This window comes from Nostoc sp. (genome assembly GCF_036919895.1).
In the GTDB taxonomy this organism is placed as follows: domain Bacteria; phylum Cyanobacteriota; class Cyanobacteriia; order Cyanobacteriales; family Nostocaceae; genus Nostoc.
Map to the genome: position 1 here is coordinate 114,089 of NZ_JBALBW010000060.1, position 20,658 is coordinate 134,746.

Genomic DNA, 20,658 nt, shown 5'->3' on the forward strand with positions numbered 1-20,658 from the left:
GCATTGGGCATTGGGCGTGGGTAATATCAATAGTTCTTTTTCCCTACTCCCCCTGCCCCTAAATGGGCTGTATCACTAGCAAAGCTGGTAAATCTAGATAGGCGAGGTGTTGATAAGCTTGCTCGATGACACGTTTGCCTCTGAGAAAGCCTGTATTAGCTCCAGGACAAATGTACTGGAGAGTTTCTGGTGTAAAACGTTCTAATAATAATCGAAGACTCTGAATTTGCCTTGGCCAGTGAAAGGTTTTAGCTGTGCGTAATGGTACTGGCTCACCCTTCTGATTCGGGACTAAATGGCGACCAGAAAACAATATACCTCCAAGCTGATTGTAGTAGAGGCAAGATGAGCCGGGAGAATGACCTGGTGTCCAAATTACTTGTGTTGCAGCATCAAGAGTGAATTCCTGACTAAAGGTAGTTACGGTTAAGCCTGGTAATAAATAAGCTTCTTGTTCTTGCATCAGTACCTCGCAGCCAAAGGTCTGCTGAAACTCAGTAGTCTTGCCAATAGCGCCGCGATGGGTGAGAAATAACCAACGCACGCCTCCATGCGCGGCTAAAAAATCTTGATTTGTTCGCTCTAAGGCAGGGCAATCTATAAGGATATTACCTTCATTTCTTACAATGAAATAAGAGGTTCCTCCTAATGTGTCCCGATTGGGTGGAAAAGCAAAAATGCTCTCTTGTGCGAATTCCGATTGCAGAGAACTTCCGCTAGGAACTTCGTCAGTGAATACAGCCCGTGGTGGCTTAGTTGTATGACTTGGGTGTTGAGGTAAAAGGCACATAATAAAAGAACCGACTGAGGAGTTGTGGATAATCTAGTTACAGTGGGGAAATTCCCAAAAATTCCATAGCACTGTTAACTGCTCGTAAAAAAATTGGGGTTTGAGGTCTACTTTGTAGTTAATGCTATGGTGCTAAAGCTACTGGTAGGGTGTTTTGTCAAAATTACTGAAGATAATATGGGATTTTGGTTTTTGTTTCTCCTCCTACTGGGGCTAGCTACTTATCTAATGGTGCAGCAAAGCGTCGCTAACATCACCCGCACACCAGTATGGTTGTTATGGCTAGTTTTAATGGCACCAGCATTGCTGTTGAGTGGATGGACGTTAATCTACGGAACTAAACTACCTCCACCACCAGCGCTGTTCATCTCGTCGTTATTTGTCTGCACACTGTTGTACTGGATCTTGTTTCAATGGGGGCGGAGAGTGCCAACAGATACACAGACCCAAGCCCAAGCCTCAGAATCACAGCCGACTATCCAGCCTACCGCAGAACCAATAGTGCGTCCCATTGAGCCAACGGAAGAAACCCAACTACGAAATTGTTTTCCTTGGTCTGTATACTACGTTCAGAATATTGAGTATCGACCACAGTCCGTAATTTGCCGTGGTCAATTGCGAACTAAAGCCAGCAACGCTTACCAGCAGATTAAGACTAATATTGAAGCACAATTTGGCGATCGCTTCCTGCTGATTTTTCAAGAAGGTTTCAATGGCAAACCTTTCTTTGTGCTGGTTCCCAACACTCAAGCTGCTAAAGATAAAAATACACCAGCACGCGACCAGGAACGCTTAACTCGACCAGGATTAGCACTTCTATTACTAGTAGCTACTTTGATAACTACTACCTTGGTGGGAATAGAAATTGCTGGTGTTTCTCTTCCGCCTCTTTGGGAAATTAGCTCTTTGTTCAAAGTTCTATCTAACCCAGATGTCCTATTTAAAGGATTACCTTATGCTTTAGGACTGATGACTATTTTGGGCATTCACGAACTTGGGCATTATTTGACAGCTAAATCCTACAAGATTCGCTCCACCTTACCTTACTTTATTCCCGTACCTTTCTTCTTGGGAACTTTTGGTGCATTTATTCAGATGCGTAGTCCCATTCCTAACCGCAAAGCTTTATTTGACATTAGTATCGCTGGCCCAATTGCAGGCTTTGTCGCCACCTTGCCATTACTAATATGGGGCTTGGCTCATTCTGATATAGTTTCTCTAACTGAAAAAACCCAACTTTTGAATCCTGATGCCCTGAATCCGAAGTATTCAATCTTACTAGCGCTACTCTCCAAGCTAGCCTTGGGAAGTCAGCTAACGGCAAAATCAGCCCTTGATTTGCATCCAGTTGCAGTAGCTGGTTTTTTGGGACTAATTGTCACAGCTTTAAATTTAATGCCTGTGGGACAATTAGATGGAGGTCATATTGTCCATGCGATGTTTGGACAACGAACTGCGATCGTTATTGGTCAAGTTGCTCGTGTCCTCTTGCTATTACTTTCCTTAGTTCGGGAAGAATTTTTGATGTGGGCGATTATCTTATTATTTATGCCGTTGATTGATGAGCCGGCACTGAATGATGTGACTGAACTGGATAACAAACGCGATATTGGGGGATTACTGGCAATGGCTTTGTTGATTGTAATTATTTTGCCATTACCGCAAGCGATCGCTAGCTTTTTGCAAATTTAAAAATATCAACGGAGTGGGAGATGGGAGCAATGCGATTTTGTGAGGTACAAAAAATAGGTAATATAAATTACCTAAATTCTTAGCGATCGCTACTTAGAAAAGGCAAAAACAGGGAACTTCGACCTCGGTTTATTGGGAATAAGCCCTGGTAATTGAGAGATAAAATCCGATCTCACATTTTCGCATTGCTCCCGTGGGAGATTCAGTCCCACCACTGATTTGTTCTGTTAGCGTTAGCGGGGCATTTAGCCCATTCTGAATCCTGACTTCTGAATTCTTCTTTAATAATTTCCAGGTTCAATGTTAACTAGTTTTTTAGAGCATCCCATGCTTCAATATGGAAACAATTACTAGCCAGGACACAATTTAACTAAACCCTGATTTTTAGGTAGGGACAATCCATGAATTGCCCCTGAACGCGTATAGTTTTGCGTAAATCGGCGATAAGCAGTGGGAATTACAACTAACTCGATACTGAATTAGTCGCCTCGGAAGCCTTCGCAGCAGGTGGAAAACCACCCATACGAATCTCAGAAGTGAAGGAAGTAATACTAAATCCACCAAAACTTTTCAGGACATTTACCCGCATTCGCAAATTGGGGCTAGCAAACCACAGGCGCTCCTCTGACCTGATGTTTTCATCTTCTATAGTTAGAATCAAAGCACCATCACTGTCAAATTTATAGTGTCCAGCAACTGGAGTTTTCTGAGTATCAACTATTTCCCGCAGTAACTTACCTTGTCCCCGATCATCTGCATCAGGTACTGAAACTAACACAGTTGAACCACTATGTTTTGATTGCTCCTTTTCCATTGTGCCATTCCAGTTAATTTTGATTGCACAGGAGGCGGAACTAGGATTAACTTCGTACTGTTGACACAGTTTTATCGCTTCTGGATGATCTACTGCCAGCGTCTCAATGATGATGTCTGACTTACTATTTTCAGATTCATTGAAAGCCAAATGTTGACTAGTTCGATGAGAAAACCATTTACCAGCACTTAACTGAAAAAACTCTTCAATATTCATGAATCAAATTACCCTGCATCAAAATGCTAAAATTCCCACTTAATTATTAAAAGGTAGTAGGAGGCTCTAATATTATTAAGCTTGATTGCCTATTTCTTCAAGCTTCTTGAGGCCAATTCTGGCTGCCTCAGCAACATTGAAATGATTGTCTTTTTCTAAATATTTTAAAGCTGAGACACTCTTGGGAGTAGGAAGATTTCCCAAAGCTTCTGCCAAACGCTGCCTAACTAACCAATCATCTGATTGGGCGAAGCGCAGAATTTGATCGACAGACTCAATATCTTTAATTTCTCCGAGCGCAGAAATTGCAGCTTGTTGCAACACTACTTCTTTGCTATCCAATGCCTGAAGAAGAAGTTGACGGGCCCGGGGATCTTTAATGTTACCTAGAGAAACGGCTGCACTAAAGCGTACTAGCCAATCAGTATCTTCATAAAACGCCCGTGAAAGCACTTCAAAAGCTCTGGCATCGCCCAGATATCCTAAAGCACCAGCAGCATCAGCGCGGATGCCATAATCAGGGTCATTTTCGAGAATTTTGACCAAAATTGAATAACATTCTGGCGTTGGCTTGATTCCAAGGGCAAATATTGCCATCGATCGTAGTTGCAAAGATTCGTCGTCTAGTACCTTTTTAATCAAAGGGACTGCATCTTCAGAGGGAACATTACGCAGATTGGCAAGAGCTACCATGCGATCGCGTAAGTTCGGACTTTCTAACTGAGTAGAAATTTCTTCTAAGCTGAGAGATGTCATTGAGTTCAAAGCATTTTCTTTACTTATCTTAATTTACCCGATCCTTTCATCAGGCTGTCACCTTAGTGAAGTAGGAGTTTGGCGACTTTACAAAATGGCTCAATTATGAATGAAAAATAAACAAATGTTACCTCCCGCTAGATTGTGCGGCTACTAATAGGTATCGTTAATCCTGTGTAAACCACTGGTATAGTGGGCTAAATATAGAAGCAAGGCTTAAAACTGCCTGGTTTGGTTTGTCCGATACCTTTTTGGGGAAAGCCGCGCGTAGCTTGCTGAAGAGAACAGTTACACGAAAGCACTTTCAAAGCAATTTTAAGAATATATTTGGCAATATCCGGCTATTTATTTAACCAGACTATTTGTAGAAGTCTGGTTCAAACTATATATTTAGACTAGGTTTGAAAACGGAGAGGGAGAGATTCGAACTCTCGTATACATTTCTGCATAACAGACTTTCCAGTGCTGGGCGGTCTTAAGGATGACTTAAGTGAGGTCAGGGAACGACTCGTAAGGGTGGAGACTAAAGTTAGTCCGTAGTGGTTGCTTTTGGTGGTCTACCAGCCTTTTTAGTAGTAGGTTCAGAGGGTGCATCCGGTTGTGGTGTATCCTCTTTTTTTTTGTAGTAAAGACGACTCAGCCAACAGGAAGACTTCCCACTGTCCTACATTTTGTGTGTACTATGTCTTGTCACCCTTTTTAAATGCTGTCATCTTGGTTTGTTTTAATGCAAATGGGTTGTTTATGTGTGCCGGGGCATTAGCAATTATTTGTTTGCATCGTTCACCTTCCTCTATTACTGCTGCATACTTTTGTACGTAAAGACGAGCCTTCCTTACCCTAAATTCTTCCCTTTTGTATTCAAGTTCAATTAACTCTTCCTTGAGTAAGTCAATACGCTTGGTGACAACTGACTCATCTTGTTGTAGTTGCATGATTTCCTCATCTGTAGCAGATGGTAGCTTTAGAGCGTTGTTTAATGAATTGGAGGTTGCTTGCTTGGCAATACGTTCACATTCAATAAAGTACTTGCGGATAGCTTTACCTTGTTCTGTACCTGCTATCATTCCCAACATTTTAAAGCACTCAACACTAAGCAATAAAACCTCAGAAGGTCTACCACCATTACTTTTCATACCTGCCCCTATAAAGTCCTCATTGTCAACAAAGTTGTTTTTAAGGGTATCTTTAGCCGTCTGTTTTTGTCCCCATCCTATCCACCGCCAAGCGTCATCAAAGTCAATGGGGTACAAGTCATCAGACTCATATAGTGAGAGTGCAAGTGTTTGGTTAAAGATTGTATCTGCCATTGGTGTATACCTTAAAAGTAAAAGTGCTACTCTGTACTAACATTTTGAGTGTTAGTAGTAAAATATTGAGTGTTAGTCCAGAGTGTTACTTTGAACTAACACTTTCAATTCGAGGGTATATACCCTATTAGTCGTCGGTTAGTAAATCATTGTGAATCATTGCACTTTCCTCAATATCAAAAGCAACTTCACCCGTGTAAAAATCGATTATTGACCCATTCCTTTTAGAAACAGTAATAGCCATAGTGAACTCCCATTTACCACCGTTATGGTCAATACGGTAGTTTTGCTGAATAACAACACCGTCATGTGAATCGGTTTCCTGGTCAGGATTATTCCAGCTAACTAATTCCCCTAATTTGAAACGTGGTACGGGAATCATTGCTGTGGATGGATAGGCTTTAACTTGGTTAGCGGTCATAATAGTTGATATCCTTTCGTATTAATGGTACGTGAGATGGAAGTCGTCACTGTCTGAGTTGGAAGCTCATTCGGTGGCGCATTTTATTGTCATTGAAACTGACGAACCGCCCTATTAACTGACTTTTGTTTCATTCTCCTGTTTGTTGTTTTCGCCGTCTTGTGCATAAATACTGCTGGCATCAATCCCTAGTCTGTTCAGAAGTAATCTAAGCGTTGAAACTAGCTTACGTGCTTGCTCATAACGTGGTGAAGTACTTTTTACTTCACAGATTTTTTCCCATGCACTAACCTCTTTCTCTAGGTCAATTAAAAGTTGATAGATGTCGTCTAACTTATCGGAAATAGAAACTGGGACATACTTTTGCATCACTTCCCCTGCGTACTTCTTTTTCCTACCGCCCCCTGGCTTGCGTGTACCTTCCTTTGGCATACCTCTAGGTGTCATAGTCTCCTTTTTGTGGATGTAGGGCATCAACAGCGCTATGGAGTCGATGAATCTCTGAATCCCTTGCCGTTGCTTGCTTTTCTTATTTGTAACAGGTAAATAATAAGATGTCAACTATTTATAACAGATAAATAAGAAAATAGCCCAAAACGTTTACTGTGACTCAATAAAATACTTTCTTGTAGATATCTGTGGTTAGGAATAAAAAACAGAGATATATATGTGTAATTTCAAAGTGCTATGCTGAAGTAACATTTAAAGTGCTATCTAGAGTGCTATCCCGCATATTATTCCGACTAACACTTTTAGTGCTACCTGGAGTGTTACTTTGAAGTAGCACTTTGAAGTTATGGGTTATCCTCTCTTTGTTTTAACGAGATAAAAGGATTGAGTTGCTTTGCTTGCTTGACTATCGCCTCACACCTCATCACCTCATCTGCTATAGCTTTGTTTTGCACTATATATGAGTTGCATAATGCTGCTTCCTGTTGTGTCAGGACTGCCCATTGCTGACGTGTATCTGCAACTTGTGACTCTAATGCTTTAAGTTTTCCTTCCAGTGCTGTCCTTTGTTCCCTCAGCTTGGCTATTTGCAGTCCCTTGTCAGTGGGCAATGACGGCATTGCATTGGTGGAATAAACCCCCGTCTTACGAATTGCTGGTATGACTTCTGATGTAAGCCACTTCTTAAAGCGCTTGGCTTGTGGTTTACGGCTGGTTAGAACTAGAGAGTATAAGCCAGATTCGTTAATAATAGAAACTTCTTGTTTACCACCAAGGGTGTCTATAGTACATACACCCTTTTCATCATCATCAAGCTTTATCATGTTCTGTCTGACATTCTGGATATCCAACACCTTGCAGATATCAGCAGCCACCCACCAAGGCTCATCAGCAGTGCCTACAAAGCGGATGTCGTTTGATACTTGGTATTTCCCGCTATAAGAGATTCAATATTTTGTAGACGAGGACGATAACACCGTAGATGTCGAGGTTGATTAACACAGTTCTGACGCGATTTACAACCCATAAGCAAATACCACACCTTACCATAAAAAGTAGGGTGTTTCCTTATGGGTGAGTGAATGATAAGTAGTTTCAATCCTGTGTTTTTACAGTATTCATGTACAGTAAGGGTTTTGAATATTCTTGCTTGAAACAGAGAAAATAAAAACTTATCAATCAACGACTCATAAGTAAAGCCTCTAGCATTTACCAGCGATCGCCTATTTTTACTTATCGGTTGAACATTAAACCACTTATACCAATCTTTCAACCACGACGATATAGCAAAAAATGGTATTTTACACAACCGTATAAGCTGAAAGTATTGTACAGTAAGGATTAACGGAGAGATACGGATTCGAACCGTAGAAGAACTTACGCTCTTACAGACTTTCCAGGTCTGCGCCTTAAACCACTCGGCCACCTCTCCAGGTGCCACAGGTTACGATCTTACTATAGAATCCCAGAAAATGCAAAGATAAAGACAGATATTCTTAGATTGAATCTGAAAGTCCTAATTCCACAACGCAAATCCAGATGTCTCGTACATACACAATTAAAGTTCGCGATCGCGCCACCGGTAAAACATACACCCTAGAAGTGCCAGAAGATCGCTACATCCTGCACACAGGCGAAAAACAAGGGGTGGAACTACCGTTTTCCTGCCGTAACGGGGCTTGCACCGCTTGCGCTGTAAGGGTTTTGTCGGGAGAAATTTATCAACCAGAGGCGATCGGATTGTCGCCAGATTTACGTCAGCAAGGTTATGCCCTTTTGTGTGTGAGTTATCCCCGTTCTGACTTGGAAGTAGAGACGCAAGACGAAGATGAAGTCTACGAACTCCAGTTTGGACGCTATTTTGCTAAGGGCAAAGTTAAAGCGGGTTTACCGTTAGATGAGGAATAAACAATTGGAGGAGGCAGGGAGCAGGGGGCAGGGAGCAGGGGGCAAGAGGTTCTGCTTGCTAGGTGCAGCAGCTGCCATAGGAGAATTTTTGATGGTTGTGAGTCTTGGTGGCTGGGTGCGAAAAATAGCTATTTTGGTTTGCTTATTGCTATTGGTGAGTTGCCAAGGTAAAAACCAATTGCCAAATAATCAGGCTCAGGTAAAGGTAGCGCGGGTAGTTAGTGGGCAAAGTTTGGAAGTGTTAGGTATGGCTGAACAACCGAATTTGATTTCCCAAGTGCGGTTAGTTGGCGTTGATGCACCAGATTTGCGACAGAGGCCCTGGGGAGAAGAGGCAAAGGAACAGTTAGAGAATCTAATTGGTGGTGCAGAAGAATCAGTAACCTTGGAGTTTGATTTAGAAGCAAAAGACAAAATCGGGCGAACTCTCGCTTATGTGTGGAAAAATAAGGTGTTGTTGAATGAAGAATTAGTCAAACAAGGGAATGCAATGTTTGTTGGGCGATCGCCTAACCACAAATATGACCAGCGTTTAGAACGTGCCCAACAATGGGCTAGACTCATGGGACAAGGCATCTGGAACTCAGAAAAACCCATGCGCCTAACTCCCGCCGAGTTCCGCCGCCAAAATCTTTGAAGAGTGGGGACTGGGGACTGGGGACTGGGGACTGGGGACTGGGGAGTGGGGGGAGATGAACCAATGACAAATGACAAATGACAAATATACAAATTTTTCTAGATATTGCTACCGAAGCGGCCTTAGCTGCTGGTGCTATTTTGCAAGGTTACTTGGGTAAGTTAGAAGATGCAATTGTTGAAAAAGGTCGCCCTGGTGATTTAGTCACGGCTGCTGATAAAGCCTCAGAAGAGTTGATTTTAAAAATTTTGCGTCGCCATTTTCCCCAGCACTCTATCCTCGCTGAAGAATCAGGCAAATTAGGTAATCAAGAAAATCAATACCTCTGGGCAATAGATCCTCTAGATGGTACAACCAACTACGCCCATCAATACCCATTTTTTGCCGTCTCCATTGGGCTGTTAATTAATGGCGTTCCAGAAGTTGGTGTAATTTATGACCCATTCCATAACGAGCTATTCAGTGCTGCTACTGACTTGGGAGCAACGCGAAACCGTCGTCCCATCAATGTTTCAACAACCTCTGAACTGGGTAAAAGCCTACTAGTAACAGGATTTGCCTACGATCGCCGCGAAACCTCTGATAACAACTACGCAGAATTTAGTCACCTCACCCATCTTACGCAAGGGGTTAGACGTAGCGGTTCAGCATCACTAGATTTGGCCTATGTTGCCTGTGGACGTGTCGATGGTTACTGGGAACGAGGGCTTTCTCCTTGGGATATTGCCGCCGGGATAATTTTGTTACAAGAAGCCGGGGGCAAAGTTACTGCCTACGATGGCACTTCTGTCAAAATTGAGTCAGGTAGAATTCTGGCCACAAATGGTTATATTCACGACTCCCTCAGTAACGAACTTTTACAGGTTCCGCCACTATCAGCCTGGGTATAGCAGTTGGGGTGGGGGCTTTCCCTTCGACTTTGGGTAAACTAAAAGCAACCTAACTGCTCCCTTGGTGTAAAAACTCTATATGTCTTTCAAAATAGATCGTGGACTATTTAAATATGATTTCATAGATCATCACGCAGTATTGTGCGTTCCAGTTGATGCGGATGTCAAAGAGATTCGGAAACGCTATCTCCAAATTGCCCGGCGCTTACACCCGGATAGTAGTTTTACTGAAAGTGATGAACAAAAACAGCTAGGGAACGAATTTTTATCAAAGCTGGTTAACCCAGCTTACGAAAAACTGGTTGGCGATCGCACTCGCACGGAATATATTTTAATTTTGTCGCAAATTGGCAAGCGCCTGTTACAAGAGTCTACTTCGGTAACTCTCAATACCGACTTGGGTAAACAGTTAGCTCAGGCACCTAATCTCGATCCATTCTATAGAAGTGCGATCGCTAAACTTGCTCAAACTCAATATGATTCTTTAGAGCAAGTGCTGCAAGTTATTGCCCAAGTTAGTGAGTTGAATTTAGTCTATTTAATGCGGAGTGCAAGCAAATCATCCGCATCGCCGCCACCTGCTCAACCCAAAGTCCAATCAGGTATATCTCAGCCAAATACACAAAAAAATCCACCACCAGAACCACCAAAAGAAGACTCGGTTGTAGAACAGTATGTTCGTCGCGCTCAATCTTTGATTGACAAAAACCAATTTGCCCAAGCCAAAGTAGAGTTGCAGGATGCTCTGAAGTTAGAACCTAAAAATAGTCACTGTCATAGCTTAATTGCAATGGTGTATTTGAAGCAAAATCAGCTAAAAATGGCAAAAATCCACTTTGACAATGCTTTAAAACTAGACCCCAACGACGAAAGGGCATTGCAATGGAAACCCAAAATAGATAAAGCTCTCGGACAACAATCTAGCGATCATAAGGTGACTTCATCCCCTAATAATGGAGATAAGCAACCAGATAAATCTGGTAGTGGTGGTTTGTTCGGTGGTTTGTTTGGTGGGAAGAAAAAATAATGGTGTATCAACCAGCAGCGGGAGCTAGGGATTTATTGCCCCTGGATGTGGAGAAAAAACGCTGGATTGAAGATCGGTTACAGCAAGTATTTCATCGTTGGGGATATCACAGGATTATCACCTCAACTTTAGAGCGCATGGATACGCTGATGGCAGGAGAAGCAATTCAGCGCCAGATGGTAATTCAACTACAAAATGGCGAAGATGATGAATTAGGGCTACGTCCAGAATTAACAGCGTCCATTGCTCGTACTGTTGTCACTCGCATGGCAAATACAAGTTATCCACAACGGTTGTACTACAACGCCAATGTGTTTCGCCGCACCTGGGAAAGTAGGCATAATCGCCAGCAAGAGTTTTATCAAGCTGGGGTGGAGTTGTTAGGTGCTGGCGGATTGCTGGCAAATGCGGAAGTACTGCTGTTAGTCGCAGATTGTTTAGCAGCACTGGGTTTGCGGCAATGGCACTTAATTTTAGGTGAAGCGGGAATTACGCGATCGCTCCTGAGTGCATTTCCTGCTAATCTACAGGATAAAGTTCGTAGTGCGATCGCTCACCTCGACCGGATTACTCTAGATACTTTACCCTTGAGTGACAAACTCCGCGATCGCGCCAGAATCATGCTGGATCTGCGCGGCCCCAGTGCAGACGTGTTACAAAAAGTTAGTAGTTTGGATCTAGATGAAGAACAGCGAGAGGCAGTAAATAACCTCAAATCCCTAGTAGAATTACTAGAATCAGAGAAAAAATTTCCCTTAATCCTCGACCTTAGTCTCATCCAGACCATAGATTACTACACTGGTATCGTCTTTGAAGTCGTCAATGATACCGAATCCCAAGCCAGAGTTTTAGGGCGTGGTGGTCGCTACGACCAACTTTTGGGATTATATCATCCCCAAGGAGAAAACATCCCCGGAATTGGTTTTGGACTCAATATTGAAGATTTATATCAACTTTTATTATCTACTCAGCAATTACCGCAAGTAACCCCTGCGAGTAACTGGTTAGTAGTACCAGAGACGCAGAGTGCTAACGCCCCTGCCTTTGCCTACGCGCAAAAACTCAGAGATTCCACCCATTTGGTGCGGGTAGAAATTGATTTGGGGGGAAGAGATGCAGACGCAATTCGCCAATATGCACGCGATCGCAGCATAGCCCAAATTGCTTGGATTAAAGCTGATGGTTCCCCAAAAATTGAATCCTTGCGTTAGTGGGCATGGGGAAAGAGGCAGAGGGGCAGGGAGCAGAGGAGAAAAAGCTAATTTTTTATTCTCCCCCTTGCCCCCTGCTCCCCTGCTCCCCTGCTTCTTCACTCCCCTGCTAGGCTAGAAATAGCCGATACAGAAAAGAGGGAATCGAGAATATGCCACACACAATTGTTACAGAAGTCTGTGAAGGCGTAGCTGACTGCGTAGAAGCCTGTCCAGTAGCTTGTATTCATGATGGCCCGGGCAAAAATGCCAAGGGAACAGATTGGTACTGGATTGACTTTGCCACTTGCATCGACTGTGGTATATGTCTCCAAGTTTGCCCAGTCGAAGGGGCGATTCTTGCAGAAGAACGACCGGACTTGCAAAAAACCCCTTAATAGTCCATAGTCAACAGTCAATAGTTATGTTTGACTTGACTGTTGACCAATGACCAATGACAAATGACAAATGACCAATGACCAATGACAAATGACTATTTACTAGATATTCAAAATGTCCATGCTGGATACATCAAAGATGTAGATATCCTGCAAGGTGTGAATTTTCAGGTTGCTCCAGGGGAATTGGTAACAGTGATTGGCCCCAATGGTGCTGGTAAATCTACTTTGGCAAAAGCAATTTTTGGGCTTTTGATCCCCCACACAGGCACAATTACCTTTAAAGGTGAAAATATTGTGGGGCTAAAGTCCAATCAAATTGTCCAACGAGGAATGTGCTACGTACCGCAAATCGCCAATGTTTTCCCCTCTCTGAGTGTTGAAGAGAACTTGGAGATGGGGGCTTTTGTGCTTAACGTTCCCCTGAAACCAATTAAAGATAAAATATTTACCATGTTCCCAAGATTAAGCGATCGCCGTCGTCAACGCGCTGGTACTCTCTCTGGAGGAGAACGCCAGATGTTAGCTATGGGCAAAGCTTTGATGTTGGAACCTAGTTTGCTAATTTTAGATGAACCATCTGCTGCTTTATCACCAATCTTGGTGACACAGGTGTTTGAGCAGATTAAACAAATTAATCAGGCGGGAACTGCGATTGTATTAGTAGAACAAAATGCCCGTAAAGCTTTAGAGATGGCTAATCGTGGCTATGTACTGGAGTCGGGACGCGATGCTATCTCCGGCCTTGGTCAAGAACTATTAAACGATCCTAAAGTGGGTGAACTATATCTGGGAGCAGGTAAAAGACATTAACCCTCTTTAATTACTCTTGCCCCCATTCAACATAACACCACTTGAAATAAGGAAACTTCACGAGCCGATAGCGGTGCCGAACGCGAGTGCGTCTCGTAGAGAAGGCGAACTGCGCCTACGCTATCTATAAACTAATACAAAAACTATAACAATTCCTGCCACTGCCGCGACCGTCGTTTTCGATGCTCAAAGAATTCTCCCCAATAATCCTTGCGTTTCTAATCACATCTACAGCGAGTAAAAAGGTAAAACAGGACATTCATTTAGGAAAAAATGATAAAAATGCAAATTAACCGGATTTGCCAGAACCCCAATTGAACAAGAAGGCTTACTGAACTTCCTATATATAAAGCTCTCCATCACTTTTTGATATACCTCTGAGTCAAAATAACTTCTGTAAAGCCGCTCCAGAGGGAACCTGGGGCGTTTTTTTTAGTATAAAAACGTCTATGTTTACCCCAATCAAAATTGATTGAGTGCTTTTGGCAATTTGGCAGCCAAAATTTTTTTGTTCCAGTTTTAATTGATATATCAGCAGGGTTACTGGGACATTGAGAAACTTCTACAAGGGATCGATTCCCGTCTCAGAATCCCACCCAATGGCCAGTTGTTGACGCTCATCCTCTGTAAATTACCTGAAATGGTATGGTTGCAGCAAACAAGCAGAGCAAGCGTCACCGCTTCACCACAACTGGCTAGAAATCAAACAGAAAACACATAGTTAGTCAAAGATATCCTCCCTAACCCTACTTTTTAAGGGGGTTGGGGGGATCTTCCAGAGTCAAATATCACTAACACCAATCGTATAGAGCGATCGCCACAATTTATTGAACCTGTAGCTGCCTGAGTTTATTTTTTGCCGATAGGAGTAAATCTTGAGCTTTTAGATAGGCTGTTGTGCCATTTTGCACTTTTTCTAATTTATTAATAATCCTCTGCAATTGGCTCAACACCTGATTGCGCCTCACATCATGAGCATCAACAGGAATTGAAGCCAACAAGCTTTCTATTTCTCGCTGTGCTAATTCCATTGCCTCCACAGCATCCGCCTCAGCTTGCCGTCTCACCTTGACTTCACCTAAATTAGCCTCATAAATTGCTAATAACTTCTGTGCTTCGGTATAACCCGCCACGTCTTTTGAGGGAATCTCTTTGAGCCGCTCAATTGCCTCCATCCACAAATTTTCTATTTGTCGCCATTCTGCGACGCTATGCGGCGGATTTTGACCAGTTTTGGCAGCTTGCCAAGAAAATTGCCGCGCTGCGGTGATTAAGGCACTGATGCGATCGTTTCCAGCCGCCAATCCAACAACTTCCTTGAACTCACGCTTATAATTATCCAGTTGATTTTGGATAGTTTTTCCTGCCAGAGTTTGACCAGGAATCTGCTCAAATTGATTCAGCGCCGTTTGCCAAGCAGCTATTGCAGTCTGTTTATCAGTTGCTGTTGTCGCCCGTTCATATTGCTGTTTCGCATTTAAGAAAGCCTTCATATCATCGGTAAGCAAAGACTGAGCATTTTTTTCCTGAAAAACCTGAGCTTCTAGCTGCCCAACTTTACTCCGAAATGTATTAAAACCATAGATGCTAAAGCGCGAGTCATACCACCAATATCTGTATTCACTCCAATCGTTAACAAAAGAAGTTGGTAATTGGTCTAAATGTTTTTGTGCTTCTTGTAGCTTCTCTTCGCCCAAAGCCAAATCAGCAGGACTGGTAGGTTTTTCAATCAATTGTTCAGCTTGCTCGACTGATACCAACGCCTGTCGATAGTGATTATCCATACTTATATAGCTGGGTAGCAACAAAAAAGGCGCATGGAGCATTACCGGACGGCGAATCACCGGGTAAGGCTGGTTAGCCACCCAAATCACACCACTGGGAATACCGATAAGTATTGCTATCCAAATAAGTCTACTACCTATACCCCGCTTGGTTTTGCGATGTGGTTGCAGAGGGGATATTTTGATCGCCTGCCTCTCTAACTCCATTTCATGCTCTAATTTAGCTAGGTTTTTGGGGGTTGATAGTGTTGCAGATTGTTGGCTGAGAGCAGAAGGATCTATCCCAGAGCTATTTGGAGCATTTTTACGTAGGAAATTCCAGTTTATTTTATTTAAAAAAGCCATATCTATAGCCAGTACTGTGTTAAGTATTCCCAAAAATACAGGAAATATAAACAATAGGTCGTTTTGACTGTTGACACGAATTATATTTTTTATTAACCAGAGAGTGATGAATTAAAAAAATATTATATTTATAGTTGGTCGGAGCTTAATTTTGACAGATAAACCAAACTTAATTGACGCATATAATAATCACTTTGGATAGGTTATAAATTCAAACTACGATGTTGTTTGAATATTAAATGACTGTAAAACCGTGTAAAAAGGTACTCTTACATCCTTCTTAAGTATGATATTTATTGGAAAAAGCTTTGTTATTGTCAGGTAGATTGATGAGCCGAATTAATGGATTTGTCGGGCGACGTAATTTCTTAAAATTTGCCAGTGTCGTAGGTGTTGCAGCTACTGCTTCTGCTGATAGCTTTTGGAATCCAGAGCAAACTGCTGTTGCAGATATTCACCCAGTTAACCCTAATCCAATCAGTCCAAATGAAGCCATTAGACGCTTGCTAGATGGTAATCAAAGATTTATCGATCAAAAATGTCAATGTCTTAGTCAATCACTAGAACGTCTACTATTAGTTGCTAAAGCTCAATATCCCTTTGCAGCTATACTGGGCTGTGCAGATTCTAGAGTACCTGCGGAAATTGTCTTCGATCAAGGACTTGGAGATTTATTTGTCGTGCGTGTTGCTGGTAATGTGGTCAGTGATACGGTTATAGGTAGTCTGGAATACTCTACAACAGTATTGGGTTCACGGTTGATTGTGGTATTAGGTCATAAAAGATGCGGTGCAGTCGCGGAAGCAATCAAAAATGAACCACTTCCTGGCAGAATTGGTTTAATTATTGAGGGCATCAAACCATCTATAGAAAGGGTAAAGTTTAGAACGGCTGATAATATGCAGGATGTGGTTATAGCTAACATTCAATATCAGGCTGAAAAATTGCAGGAAAGCTCAACAATTTTAGCTAAATTGATTGGTGAAGGTAAACTAAAAATTGTCGGTGCTTGTTATGATGTTGACACAGGTAAAGTCAACATTATTACTTGAAGACTCTAGATTTGTTAGGGTTTTGATTATTAACGATATTCATAATTTTATTTATTAATTCAACCTTTGTCGATACTATAATTAGAACTATATAACTAGCCTATATAGCGGTTCTCATTTATGTGAGGTATATCCGTAGGGGCAATTCACGAATTGCCCCTGCTTACCAGATGATGTTGTACCACATTTGAATTGGAACCGCTATACTAGAGGCTATTTATAAAGTACAAATAAAATACTTGTAGATGTGTTAGGCATATATTTGCGAGATTATTTGTCACAATATCTTATGGAGGGTCTAACGCACCACTATATAAGAATTACTAATATAGCGGTTCCTATTAATCGCGAAGTGTAAGGGAGCGGGGGAGCAGGGGAGCAGAGGTGAGAGAGATATATATTGTACAATTTCTTTCCCCTCTGCTCCTCCGCTCCTTCGCCCCTCTGCCACTTCTTCGCTTAAAGCTTGTGAGAAATGCGGGTATAAGAGGCTCCGCCTTTTGACTTGTGTTGGCAGCCCACATAAATATTACATATATATCTGTAGGGTCTATACCTATGCAAACTCACAAAAATTCAGAAAAACTTAAAAATAAGGCACTGTCAAAGCTTGTAACAAATAAACCCAGCAGGGGCCATATAACAAAGCCGCCTGCCAGGAAGGTATAGTATATTCTGGCCATGTTTGATTAGGTTAGCGCTTATTTATAAAAAATAATTGCGTATCCCTAGATACAATAACTAAATACTTTGGAAAACACAGTTAAGAAAAGTTACTAAATAGGTTAATTTCCAATTAAAACCAGCAATTTCCCAAATGGATAGATGACGGAGTGGAAAACAAGGGAGAATGATTCAACAAATTCTTCTTTGTCCTTTCCAATATCCAATCGCCAATGCCCAATCCCCAATGCCCCATAATATAAGAAAGCGCTTCACACTTCTTAAATAATCAGCTTTATTAGAACAATGGCGAGAGACTTACGGGGATTCATTAAAATTCTAGAAGAAAAAGGACAATTACGGCGGATTTCAGCTTTAGTTGACCCAGACTTAGAAATTGCTGAGATTTCCAACCGGATGCTGCAAAAAGGTGGGCCAGGGTTGTTGTTTGAAAACGTCAAAGGCGCTTCCTTTCCGGTGGCGGTGAATTTGATGGGAACTGTGGAAAGGATTTGCTGGGCGATGAATATGCAGCATCCAGAGGAGTTGGAAACTCTGGGGAAAAAACTGAGTATGCTGCAACAACCAAAACCGCCGAAGAAGATTTCCCAAGCGATAGATTTTGGCAAAGTGCTGTTTGATGTGGTGAAGGCGAAACCAGGACGGGACTTTTTCCCCGCTTGTCAGCAAGTTGTGCTTCAAGGTAATGATTTAGATTTAAACAAGTTACCTTTGATACGTCCTTATTGTGGTGATGCTGGCAAGATTATCACGCTGGGACTGGTAATTACCAAGGATTGTGAGACGGGTACACCAAATGTAGGTGTGTATCGCTTGCAACTACAATCTAAAAATACGATGACTGTTCACTGGTTATCGGTGCGGGGTGGGGCGAGGCATTTGCGGAAAGCGGCAGAACGTGGGAAGAAATTAGAAGTTGCGATCGCACTTGGTGTAGATCCTCTAATTATTATGGCAGCTGCCACGCCCATCCCTGTAGATTTATCAGAATGGCTGTTTGCTGGACTATATGGCGGTTCTGGTGTGCAGTTGGCGAAGTGTAAAACTGTCGATTTGGAAGTTCCCGCAGATTCAGAATTTGTCTTAGAAGGAACGATTACACCAGGAGAAGTCTTACCAGATGGGCCCTTTGGCGACCACATGGGTTATTATGGCGGCGTGGAAGATTCGCCATTGGTACGCTTTGAGTGTATGACACACCGGAAAAATCCGATTTACTTAACAACATTTAGCGGTCGTCCACCTAAAGAAGAAGCGATGATGGCGATCGCACTAAATCGCATTTATACGCCCATACTGCGCCAACAAGTATCAGAAATTGTCGATTTCTTCCTCCCAATGGAAGCTTTGAGTTACAAAGCAGCGATTATTTCCATTGATAAAGCATATCCGGGACAAGCGCGACGGGCAGCTTTAGCTTTTTGGAGTGCTTTACCACAATTTACGTACACCAAATTTGTAATTGTTGTAGATAAAGACATAAATATTCGCGATCCTCGGCAAGTAGTCTGGGCGATTAGTTCCAAAGTTGACCCAGTACGAGATGTGTTTATTTTGCCGAATACACCGTTTGATACGTTGGATTTTGCTAGTGAAAAGATTGGCTTAGGTGGACGGATGGGAATTGATGCGACTACAAAGATTCCGCCGGAAACAGACCATGAATGGGGTTCGCCTTTAGAATCTGACCCAGATGTGGCGGCGATGGTAGAGAGGCGATGGGCGGAGTATGGTTTAGCAGAGTTGCAGTTAGGAGAAGTAGACCCAAATTTGTTTGGCTATGATATGAGGTAACGTGTTAAATAACAACATCGAAACAGAATTCAGGAGTCAGAAGTCAGAATTCAGTTAGGTATTCTATACGACTGGCGAAAAGCGAGTCTATGAGCGTCTGAATAATTGGCGTTTTTGCACTTCTACTAAATAGTATAGGACTCCTGTTTTATTTTTGAACAAAATTAGGTATTGTAGGGTGTGTTAGAACGAAGTTCGTAACGCACCACTATCAAGGGTTTGGTGCGTTACGCTGTCGCTAACGCACCCTACGTATCTTTTCAGAAATCAAACCAGATTCCTATAGATTTGGGGGAGGTGCAAAAAGTCTTAATTTCTAGGTGAGAGTTTATTGCCTATTAATAATAGTGTACAAACCATTGCACCTAACATATAAACTATAGACGTGTCAGCATCCTTTAAAATTAGAATATAAAACATAGAGAACACTACAAAAACAAGTACCGTTATTTTCAACATAAAACCTAACAATTTCAATCATAAATACTAGGAAAAATACATCAAAAGTCTAGCTCACGTTTTTTACTATTGTTGAGCGCAGAAAAATATTTCAATTTCTAATAGCATTTAATATTTCAGCATCGAGAAATTATTGGATCGCTATTTCTAAATATATTTCTTAAGTGATTGTTTAACTGATTGTAACTATGACAGTTTTTTTTGTGGTAGTAACTAACCTAGACAAATGTACTTATACCAAGTATTTTTATCAAAAAAACTGTTTCATAAATCTGAACCAATTTTATTGACCAATATTTTTACTATTTTCACCTCTTTGGGCCCTATTCTGCGACTGACTTCAATTCATCCGGGGTCGAGTCCCATGAGTGAATGCTCCTCTTGCTGTCGCTATTGCAGTTATTACTGGTGGTATGAGTCCATAACTGGGCGGTCTGCATTGCATCTTGGAAGATTAGAAAAGAGTAAATAAATGTATTGTATCTTATCTCTAATACTGTAAAATACACGTAAATATCTATTGGATGTTGTCAGTTACTGAGTTATTCAAAAAAACTGTCAGCATGAACTCGAAAGTGCAAAATGATGTCTGCGTCTACCACATAATCAATTAGACTATCATGAGAGCTAAAATTTCTCGACTCGTTGCAATTACTACGTCAACTCTAGTTATAGCAATAGTTGGCTCGGTCAATTCTGTTCCAACTATTGCAGTAGATTTAAAACCTGTCCAAAAGTTAGCAGATACAACTCAACTTAATCAAGCAAACCAGTATACTTTCACTGACCCGATCAAGACTACAGAAATTGTTTTCTTTCCGCAAGCGCCAGGGCCAGTGCGAGTGGGCGATCCACCAAAAGCTTCACAACTAATTTATCGTGGCCCATCAGGAGAATTGACTTTTCGAGGTAAGGAAATTAGGAAACAAAAAAGTGCTTTAGGTTTACTTATTACTGTTACATTAGAGCCAAACTTCGATCAAGGTCAACTGGAGTTAACGTTGGTGCTACCAACCGTAAATCTTGAAAATGGTCAAAAACAAAACTTTGATACCGTAGCAATTAAGGCCAGGGGCTTAGGGCGTGTCATCAATCGAGCGGGATCGGAACTGACTTATCTGGTATTACCACTTAGAGAACTCCACAGAAAAAATGATCCAATAGCTATGCCGATTTAGCAAAAATTTCCACAAACCATTTTTTGAGATGAGGAAGACGGTGAATTTGT

General features: G+C 41.9%; 19 protein-coding genes and 1 tRNA gene. 11 read left to right on the top strand and 9 right to left on the bottom strand.

Annotation, left to right across the window (positions count from 1 at the left end; translation table 11 throughout):
* Positions 1 to 58: 58 nt before the first annotated feature.
* The gene (locus V7K55_RS11325) at positions 59 to 790 is read right to left on the bottom strand and encodes an MBL fold metallo-hydrolase (RefSeq protein WP_334831208.1); all 732 of its coding nucleotides are present in this window, start codon (positions 788 to 790) and stop codon (positions 59 to 61) included.
* A gap of 177 nt (positions 791 to 967) precedes the next feature.
* Between V7K55_RS11325 and V7K55_RS11330 the strand changes: the two genes are divergently transcribed.
* The gene (locus V7K55_RS11330; protein ID WP_334831249.1) at positions 968 to 2,482 is read left to right on the top strand and encodes a site-2 protease family protein; all 1,515 of its coding nucleotides are present in this window, start codon (positions 968 to 970) and stop codon (positions 2,480 to 2,482) included.
* 463 nt (positions 2,483 to 2,945) lie between these two features.
* Here the strand turns inward: V7K55_RS11330 and V7K55_RS11335 are convergent, their stop codons facing one another.
* From V7K55_RS11335 to V7K55_RS11365, 7 genes are all read right to left on the bottom strand, one after another.
* Positions 2,946 to 3,512: a phycobiliprotein lyase gene (locus tag V7K55_RS11335; RefSeq protein ID WP_334831210.1), complete on the bottom strand. Its 567-nt coding sequence runs from the start codon at positions 3,510 to 3,512 to the stop codon at positions 2,946 to 2,948.
* 75 nt (positions 3,513 to 3,587) lie between these two features.
* The gene (locus tag V7K55_RS11340) at positions 3,588 to 4,268 is read right to left on the bottom strand and encodes a HEAT repeat domain-containing protein (protein ID WP_334831212.1); all 681 of its coding nucleotides are present in this window, start codon (positions 4,266 to 4,268) and stop codon (positions 3,588 to 3,590) included.
* 680 nt (positions 4,269 to 4,948) lie between these two features.
* Positions 4,949 to 5,578 (bottom strand): hypothetical protein, encoded by a 630-nt coding sequence (locus V7K55_RS11345; protein ID WP_334831214.1) that lies wholly within the window; start codon positions 5,576 to 5,578, stop codon positions 4,949 to 4,951.
* Between the two features lie 127 nt (positions 5,579 to 5,705).
* Entirely contained in the window at positions 5,706 to 5,999 is a 294-nt protein-coding gene (locus V7K55_RS11350; protein ID WP_334831216.1) for a hypothetical protein, read from the bottom strand.
* 114 nt (positions 6,000 to 6,113) lie between these two features.
* Positions 6,114 to 6,446, bottom strand: a complete 333-nt coding sequence (locus V7K55_RS11355) for a hypothetical protein (RefSeq protein ID WP_334831218.1) — start codon at positions 6,444 to 6,446, stop codon at positions 6,114 to 6,116.
* A gap of 347 nt (positions 6,447 to 6,793) precedes the next feature.
* On the bottom strand, positions 6,794 to 7,396 hold the full coding sequence (locus tag V7K55_RS11360; RefSeq protein ID WP_334831251.1) for a BRO-N domain-containing protein: 603 nt from the start codon (positions 7,394 to 7,396) through the stop codon (positions 6,794 to 6,796).
* Between the two features lie 398 nt (positions 7,397 to 7,794).
* Positions 7,795 to 7,881, bottom strand: a tRNA-Ser gene (locus tag V7K55_RS11365).
* Positions 7,882 to 7,988: 107 nt separating this feature from the next.
* Here V7K55_RS11365 and V7K55_RS11370 point away from each other — a divergent pair.
* The 7 genes from V7K55_RS11370 (at position 7,989) to V7K55_RS11400 (ending at position 13,312) form a co-directional block, all read left to right on the top strand.
* The gene (locus tag V7K55_RS11370) at positions 7,989 to 8,357 is read left to right on the top strand and encodes a 2Fe-2S iron-sulfur cluster-binding protein (protein ID WP_334831221.1); all 369 of its coding nucleotides are present in this window, start codon (positions 7,989 to 7,991) and stop codon (positions 8,355 to 8,357) included.
* Positions 8,358 to 8,448: 91 nt separating this feature from the next.
* Entirely contained in the window at positions 8,449 to 8,994 is a 546-nt protein-coding gene (locus tag V7K55_RS11375) for a thermonuclease family protein (protein ID WP_334831252.1), read from the top strand.
* Between the two features lie 77 nt (positions 8,995 to 9,071).
* Complete coding sequence (locus V7K55_RS11380; RefSeq protein WP_334831223.1) at positions 9,072 to 9,884, top strand: inositol monophosphatase family protein; 813 nt, start codon at positions 9,072 to 9,074, stop codon at positions 9,882 to 9,884.
* Positions 9,885 to 9,963: 79 nt separating this feature from the next.
* Complete coding sequence (locus V7K55_RS11385) at positions 9,964 to 10,911, top strand: J domain-containing protein (protein WP_334831225.1); 948 nt, start codon at positions 9,964 to 9,966, stop codon at positions 10,909 to 10,911.
* A complete protein-coding gene (locus V7K55_RS11390) occupies positions 10,911 to 12,122 on the top strand; it encodes an ATP phosphoribosyltransferase regulatory subunit (RefSeq protein WP_334831227.1) in 1,212 nt (403 codons plus the stop codon). The genes V7K55_RS11385 and V7K55_RS11390 overlap by 1 nt, the downstream gene beginning before the upstream one ends.
* A 152-nt stretch (positions 12,123 to 12,274) precedes the next feature.
* Positions 12,275 to 12,499, top strand: a complete 225-nt coding sequence (locus tag V7K55_RS11395) for an indolepyruvate ferredoxin oxidoreductase subunit alpha (RefSeq protein WP_334831229.1) — start codon at positions 12,275 to 12,277, stop codon at positions 12,497 to 12,499.
* A gap of 84 nt (positions 12,500 to 12,583) precedes the next feature.
* Positions 12,584 to 13,312, top strand: a complete 729-nt coding sequence (locus tag V7K55_RS11400) for an ABC transporter ATP-binding protein (RefSeq protein ID WP_334831231.1) — start codon at positions 12,584 to 12,586, stop codon at positions 13,310 to 13,312.
* An 824-nt stretch (positions 13,313 to 14,136) separates the two neighbouring features.
* Here V7K55_RS11400 and V7K55_RS11405 read toward each other — a convergent pair.
* Positions 14,137 to 15,441 (bottom strand): hypothetical protein, encoded by a 1,305-nt coding sequence (locus tag V7K55_RS11405; protein ID WP_334831233.1) that lies wholly within the window; start codon positions 15,439 to 15,441, stop codon positions 14,137 to 14,139.
* Between the two features lie 329 nt (positions 15,442 to 15,770).
* On the opposite strand from V7K55_RS11405, the gene V7K55_RS11410 reads away from it, so the two are divergent.
* The 3 genes from V7K55_RS11410 (at position 15,771) to V7K55_RS11420 (ending at position 20,608) form a co-directional block, all read left to right on the top strand.
* Complete coding sequence (locus tag V7K55_RS11410) at positions 15,771 to 16,493, top strand: carbonic anhydrase (protein ID WP_334831235.1); 723 nt, start codon at positions 15,771 to 15,773, stop codon at positions 16,491 to 16,493.
* Positions 16,494 to 17,462: 969 nt separating this feature from the next.
* On the top strand, positions 17,463 to 18,971 hold the full coding sequence (locus tag V7K55_RS11415) for a UbiD family decarboxylase (protein ID WP_334831237.1): 1,509 nt from the start codon (positions 17,463 to 17,465) through the stop codon (positions 18,969 to 18,971).
* A gap of 1,079 nt (positions 18,972 to 20,050) precedes the next feature.
* Positions 20,051 to 20,608 carry a hypothetical protein gene (locus V7K55_RS11420; protein ID WP_334831239.1) on the top strand — a complete coding sequence of 186 codons (558 nt, stop codon included), beginning with the start codon at positions 20,051 to 20,053 and terminating at the stop codon, positions 20,606 to 20,608.
* Positions 20,609 to 20,658 lie beyond the last annotated feature (50 nt).

Excerpts from the sequence above, each read along its gene's own strand:
- V7K55_RS11325 (WP_334831208.1), bottom strand. The coding sequence starts at position 790 with ATGTGCCTTTTACCTCAACACCCAAGTCATACAACTAAGCCACCACGG.
- V7K55_RS11330 (WP_334831249.1), top strand. The coding sequence starts at position 968 with ATGGGATTTTGGTTTTTGTTTCTCCTCCTACTGGGGCTAGCTACTTAT.
- V7K55_RS11335 (WP_334831210.1), bottom strand. The coding sequence starts at position 3,512 with ATGAATATTGAAGAGTTTTTTCAGTTAAGTGCTGGTAAATGGTTTTCT.
- V7K55_RS11340 (WP_334831212.1), bottom strand. The coding sequence starts at position 4,268 with ATGACATCTCTCAGCTTAGAAGAAATTTCTACTCAGTTAGAAAGTCCG.
- V7K55_RS11345 (WP_334831214.1), bottom strand. The coding sequence starts at position 5,578 with ATGGCAGATACAATCTTTAACCAAACACTTGCACTCTCACTATATGAG.
- V7K55_RS11350 (WP_334831216.1), bottom strand. The coding sequence starts at position 5,999 with ATGACCGCTAACCAAGTTAAAGCCTATCCATCCACAGCAATGATTCCC.
- V7K55_RS11355 (WP_334831218.1), bottom strand. The coding sequence starts at position 6,446 with ATGACACCTAGAGGTATGCCAAAGGAAGGTACACGCAAGCCAGGGGGC.
- V7K55_RS11370 (WP_334831221.1), top strand. The coding sequence starts at position 7,989 with ATGTCTCGTACATACACAATTAAAGTTCGCGATCGCGCCACCGGTAAA.
- V7K55_RS11375 (WP_334831252.1), top strand. The coding sequence starts at position 8,449 with ATGGTTGTGAGTCTTGGTGGCTGGGTGCGAAAAATAGCTATTTTGGTT.
- V7K55_RS11380 (WP_334831223.1), top strand. The coding sequence starts at position 9,072 with ATGACAAATATACAAATTTTTCTAGATATTGCTACCGAAGCGGCCTTA.
- V7K55_RS11385 (WP_334831225.1), top strand. The coding sequence starts at position 9,964 with ATGTCTTTCAAAATAGATCGTGGACTATTTAAATATGATTTCATAGAT.
- V7K55_RS11390 (WP_334831227.1), top strand. The coding sequence starts at position 10,911 with ATGGTGTATCAACCAGCAGCGGGAGCTAGGGATTTATTGCCCCTGGAT.
- V7K55_RS11395 (WP_334831229.1), top strand. The coding sequence starts at position 12,275 with ATGCCACACACAATTGTTACAGAAGTCTGTGAAGGCGTAGCTGACTGC.
- V7K55_RS11400 (WP_334831231.1), top strand. The coding sequence starts at position 12,584 with ATGACAAATGACTATTTACTAGATATTCAAAATGTCCATGCTGGATAC.
- V7K55_RS11405 (WP_334831233.1), bottom strand. The coding sequence starts at position 15,441 with ATGGCTTTTTTAAATAAAATAAACTGGAATTTCCTACGTAAAAATGCT.
- V7K55_RS11410 (WP_334831235.1), top strand. The coding sequence starts at position 15,771 with ATGAGCCGAATTAATGGATTTGTCGGGCGACGTAATTTCTTAAAATTT.
- V7K55_RS11415 (WP_334831237.1), top strand. The coding sequence starts at position 17,463 with ATGGCGAGAGACTTACGGGGATTCATTAAAATTCTAGAAGAAAAAGGA.
- V7K55_RS11420 (WP_334831239.1), top strand. The coding sequence starts at position 20,051 with ATGAGAGCTAAAATTTCTCGACTCGTTGCAATTACTACGTCAACTCTA.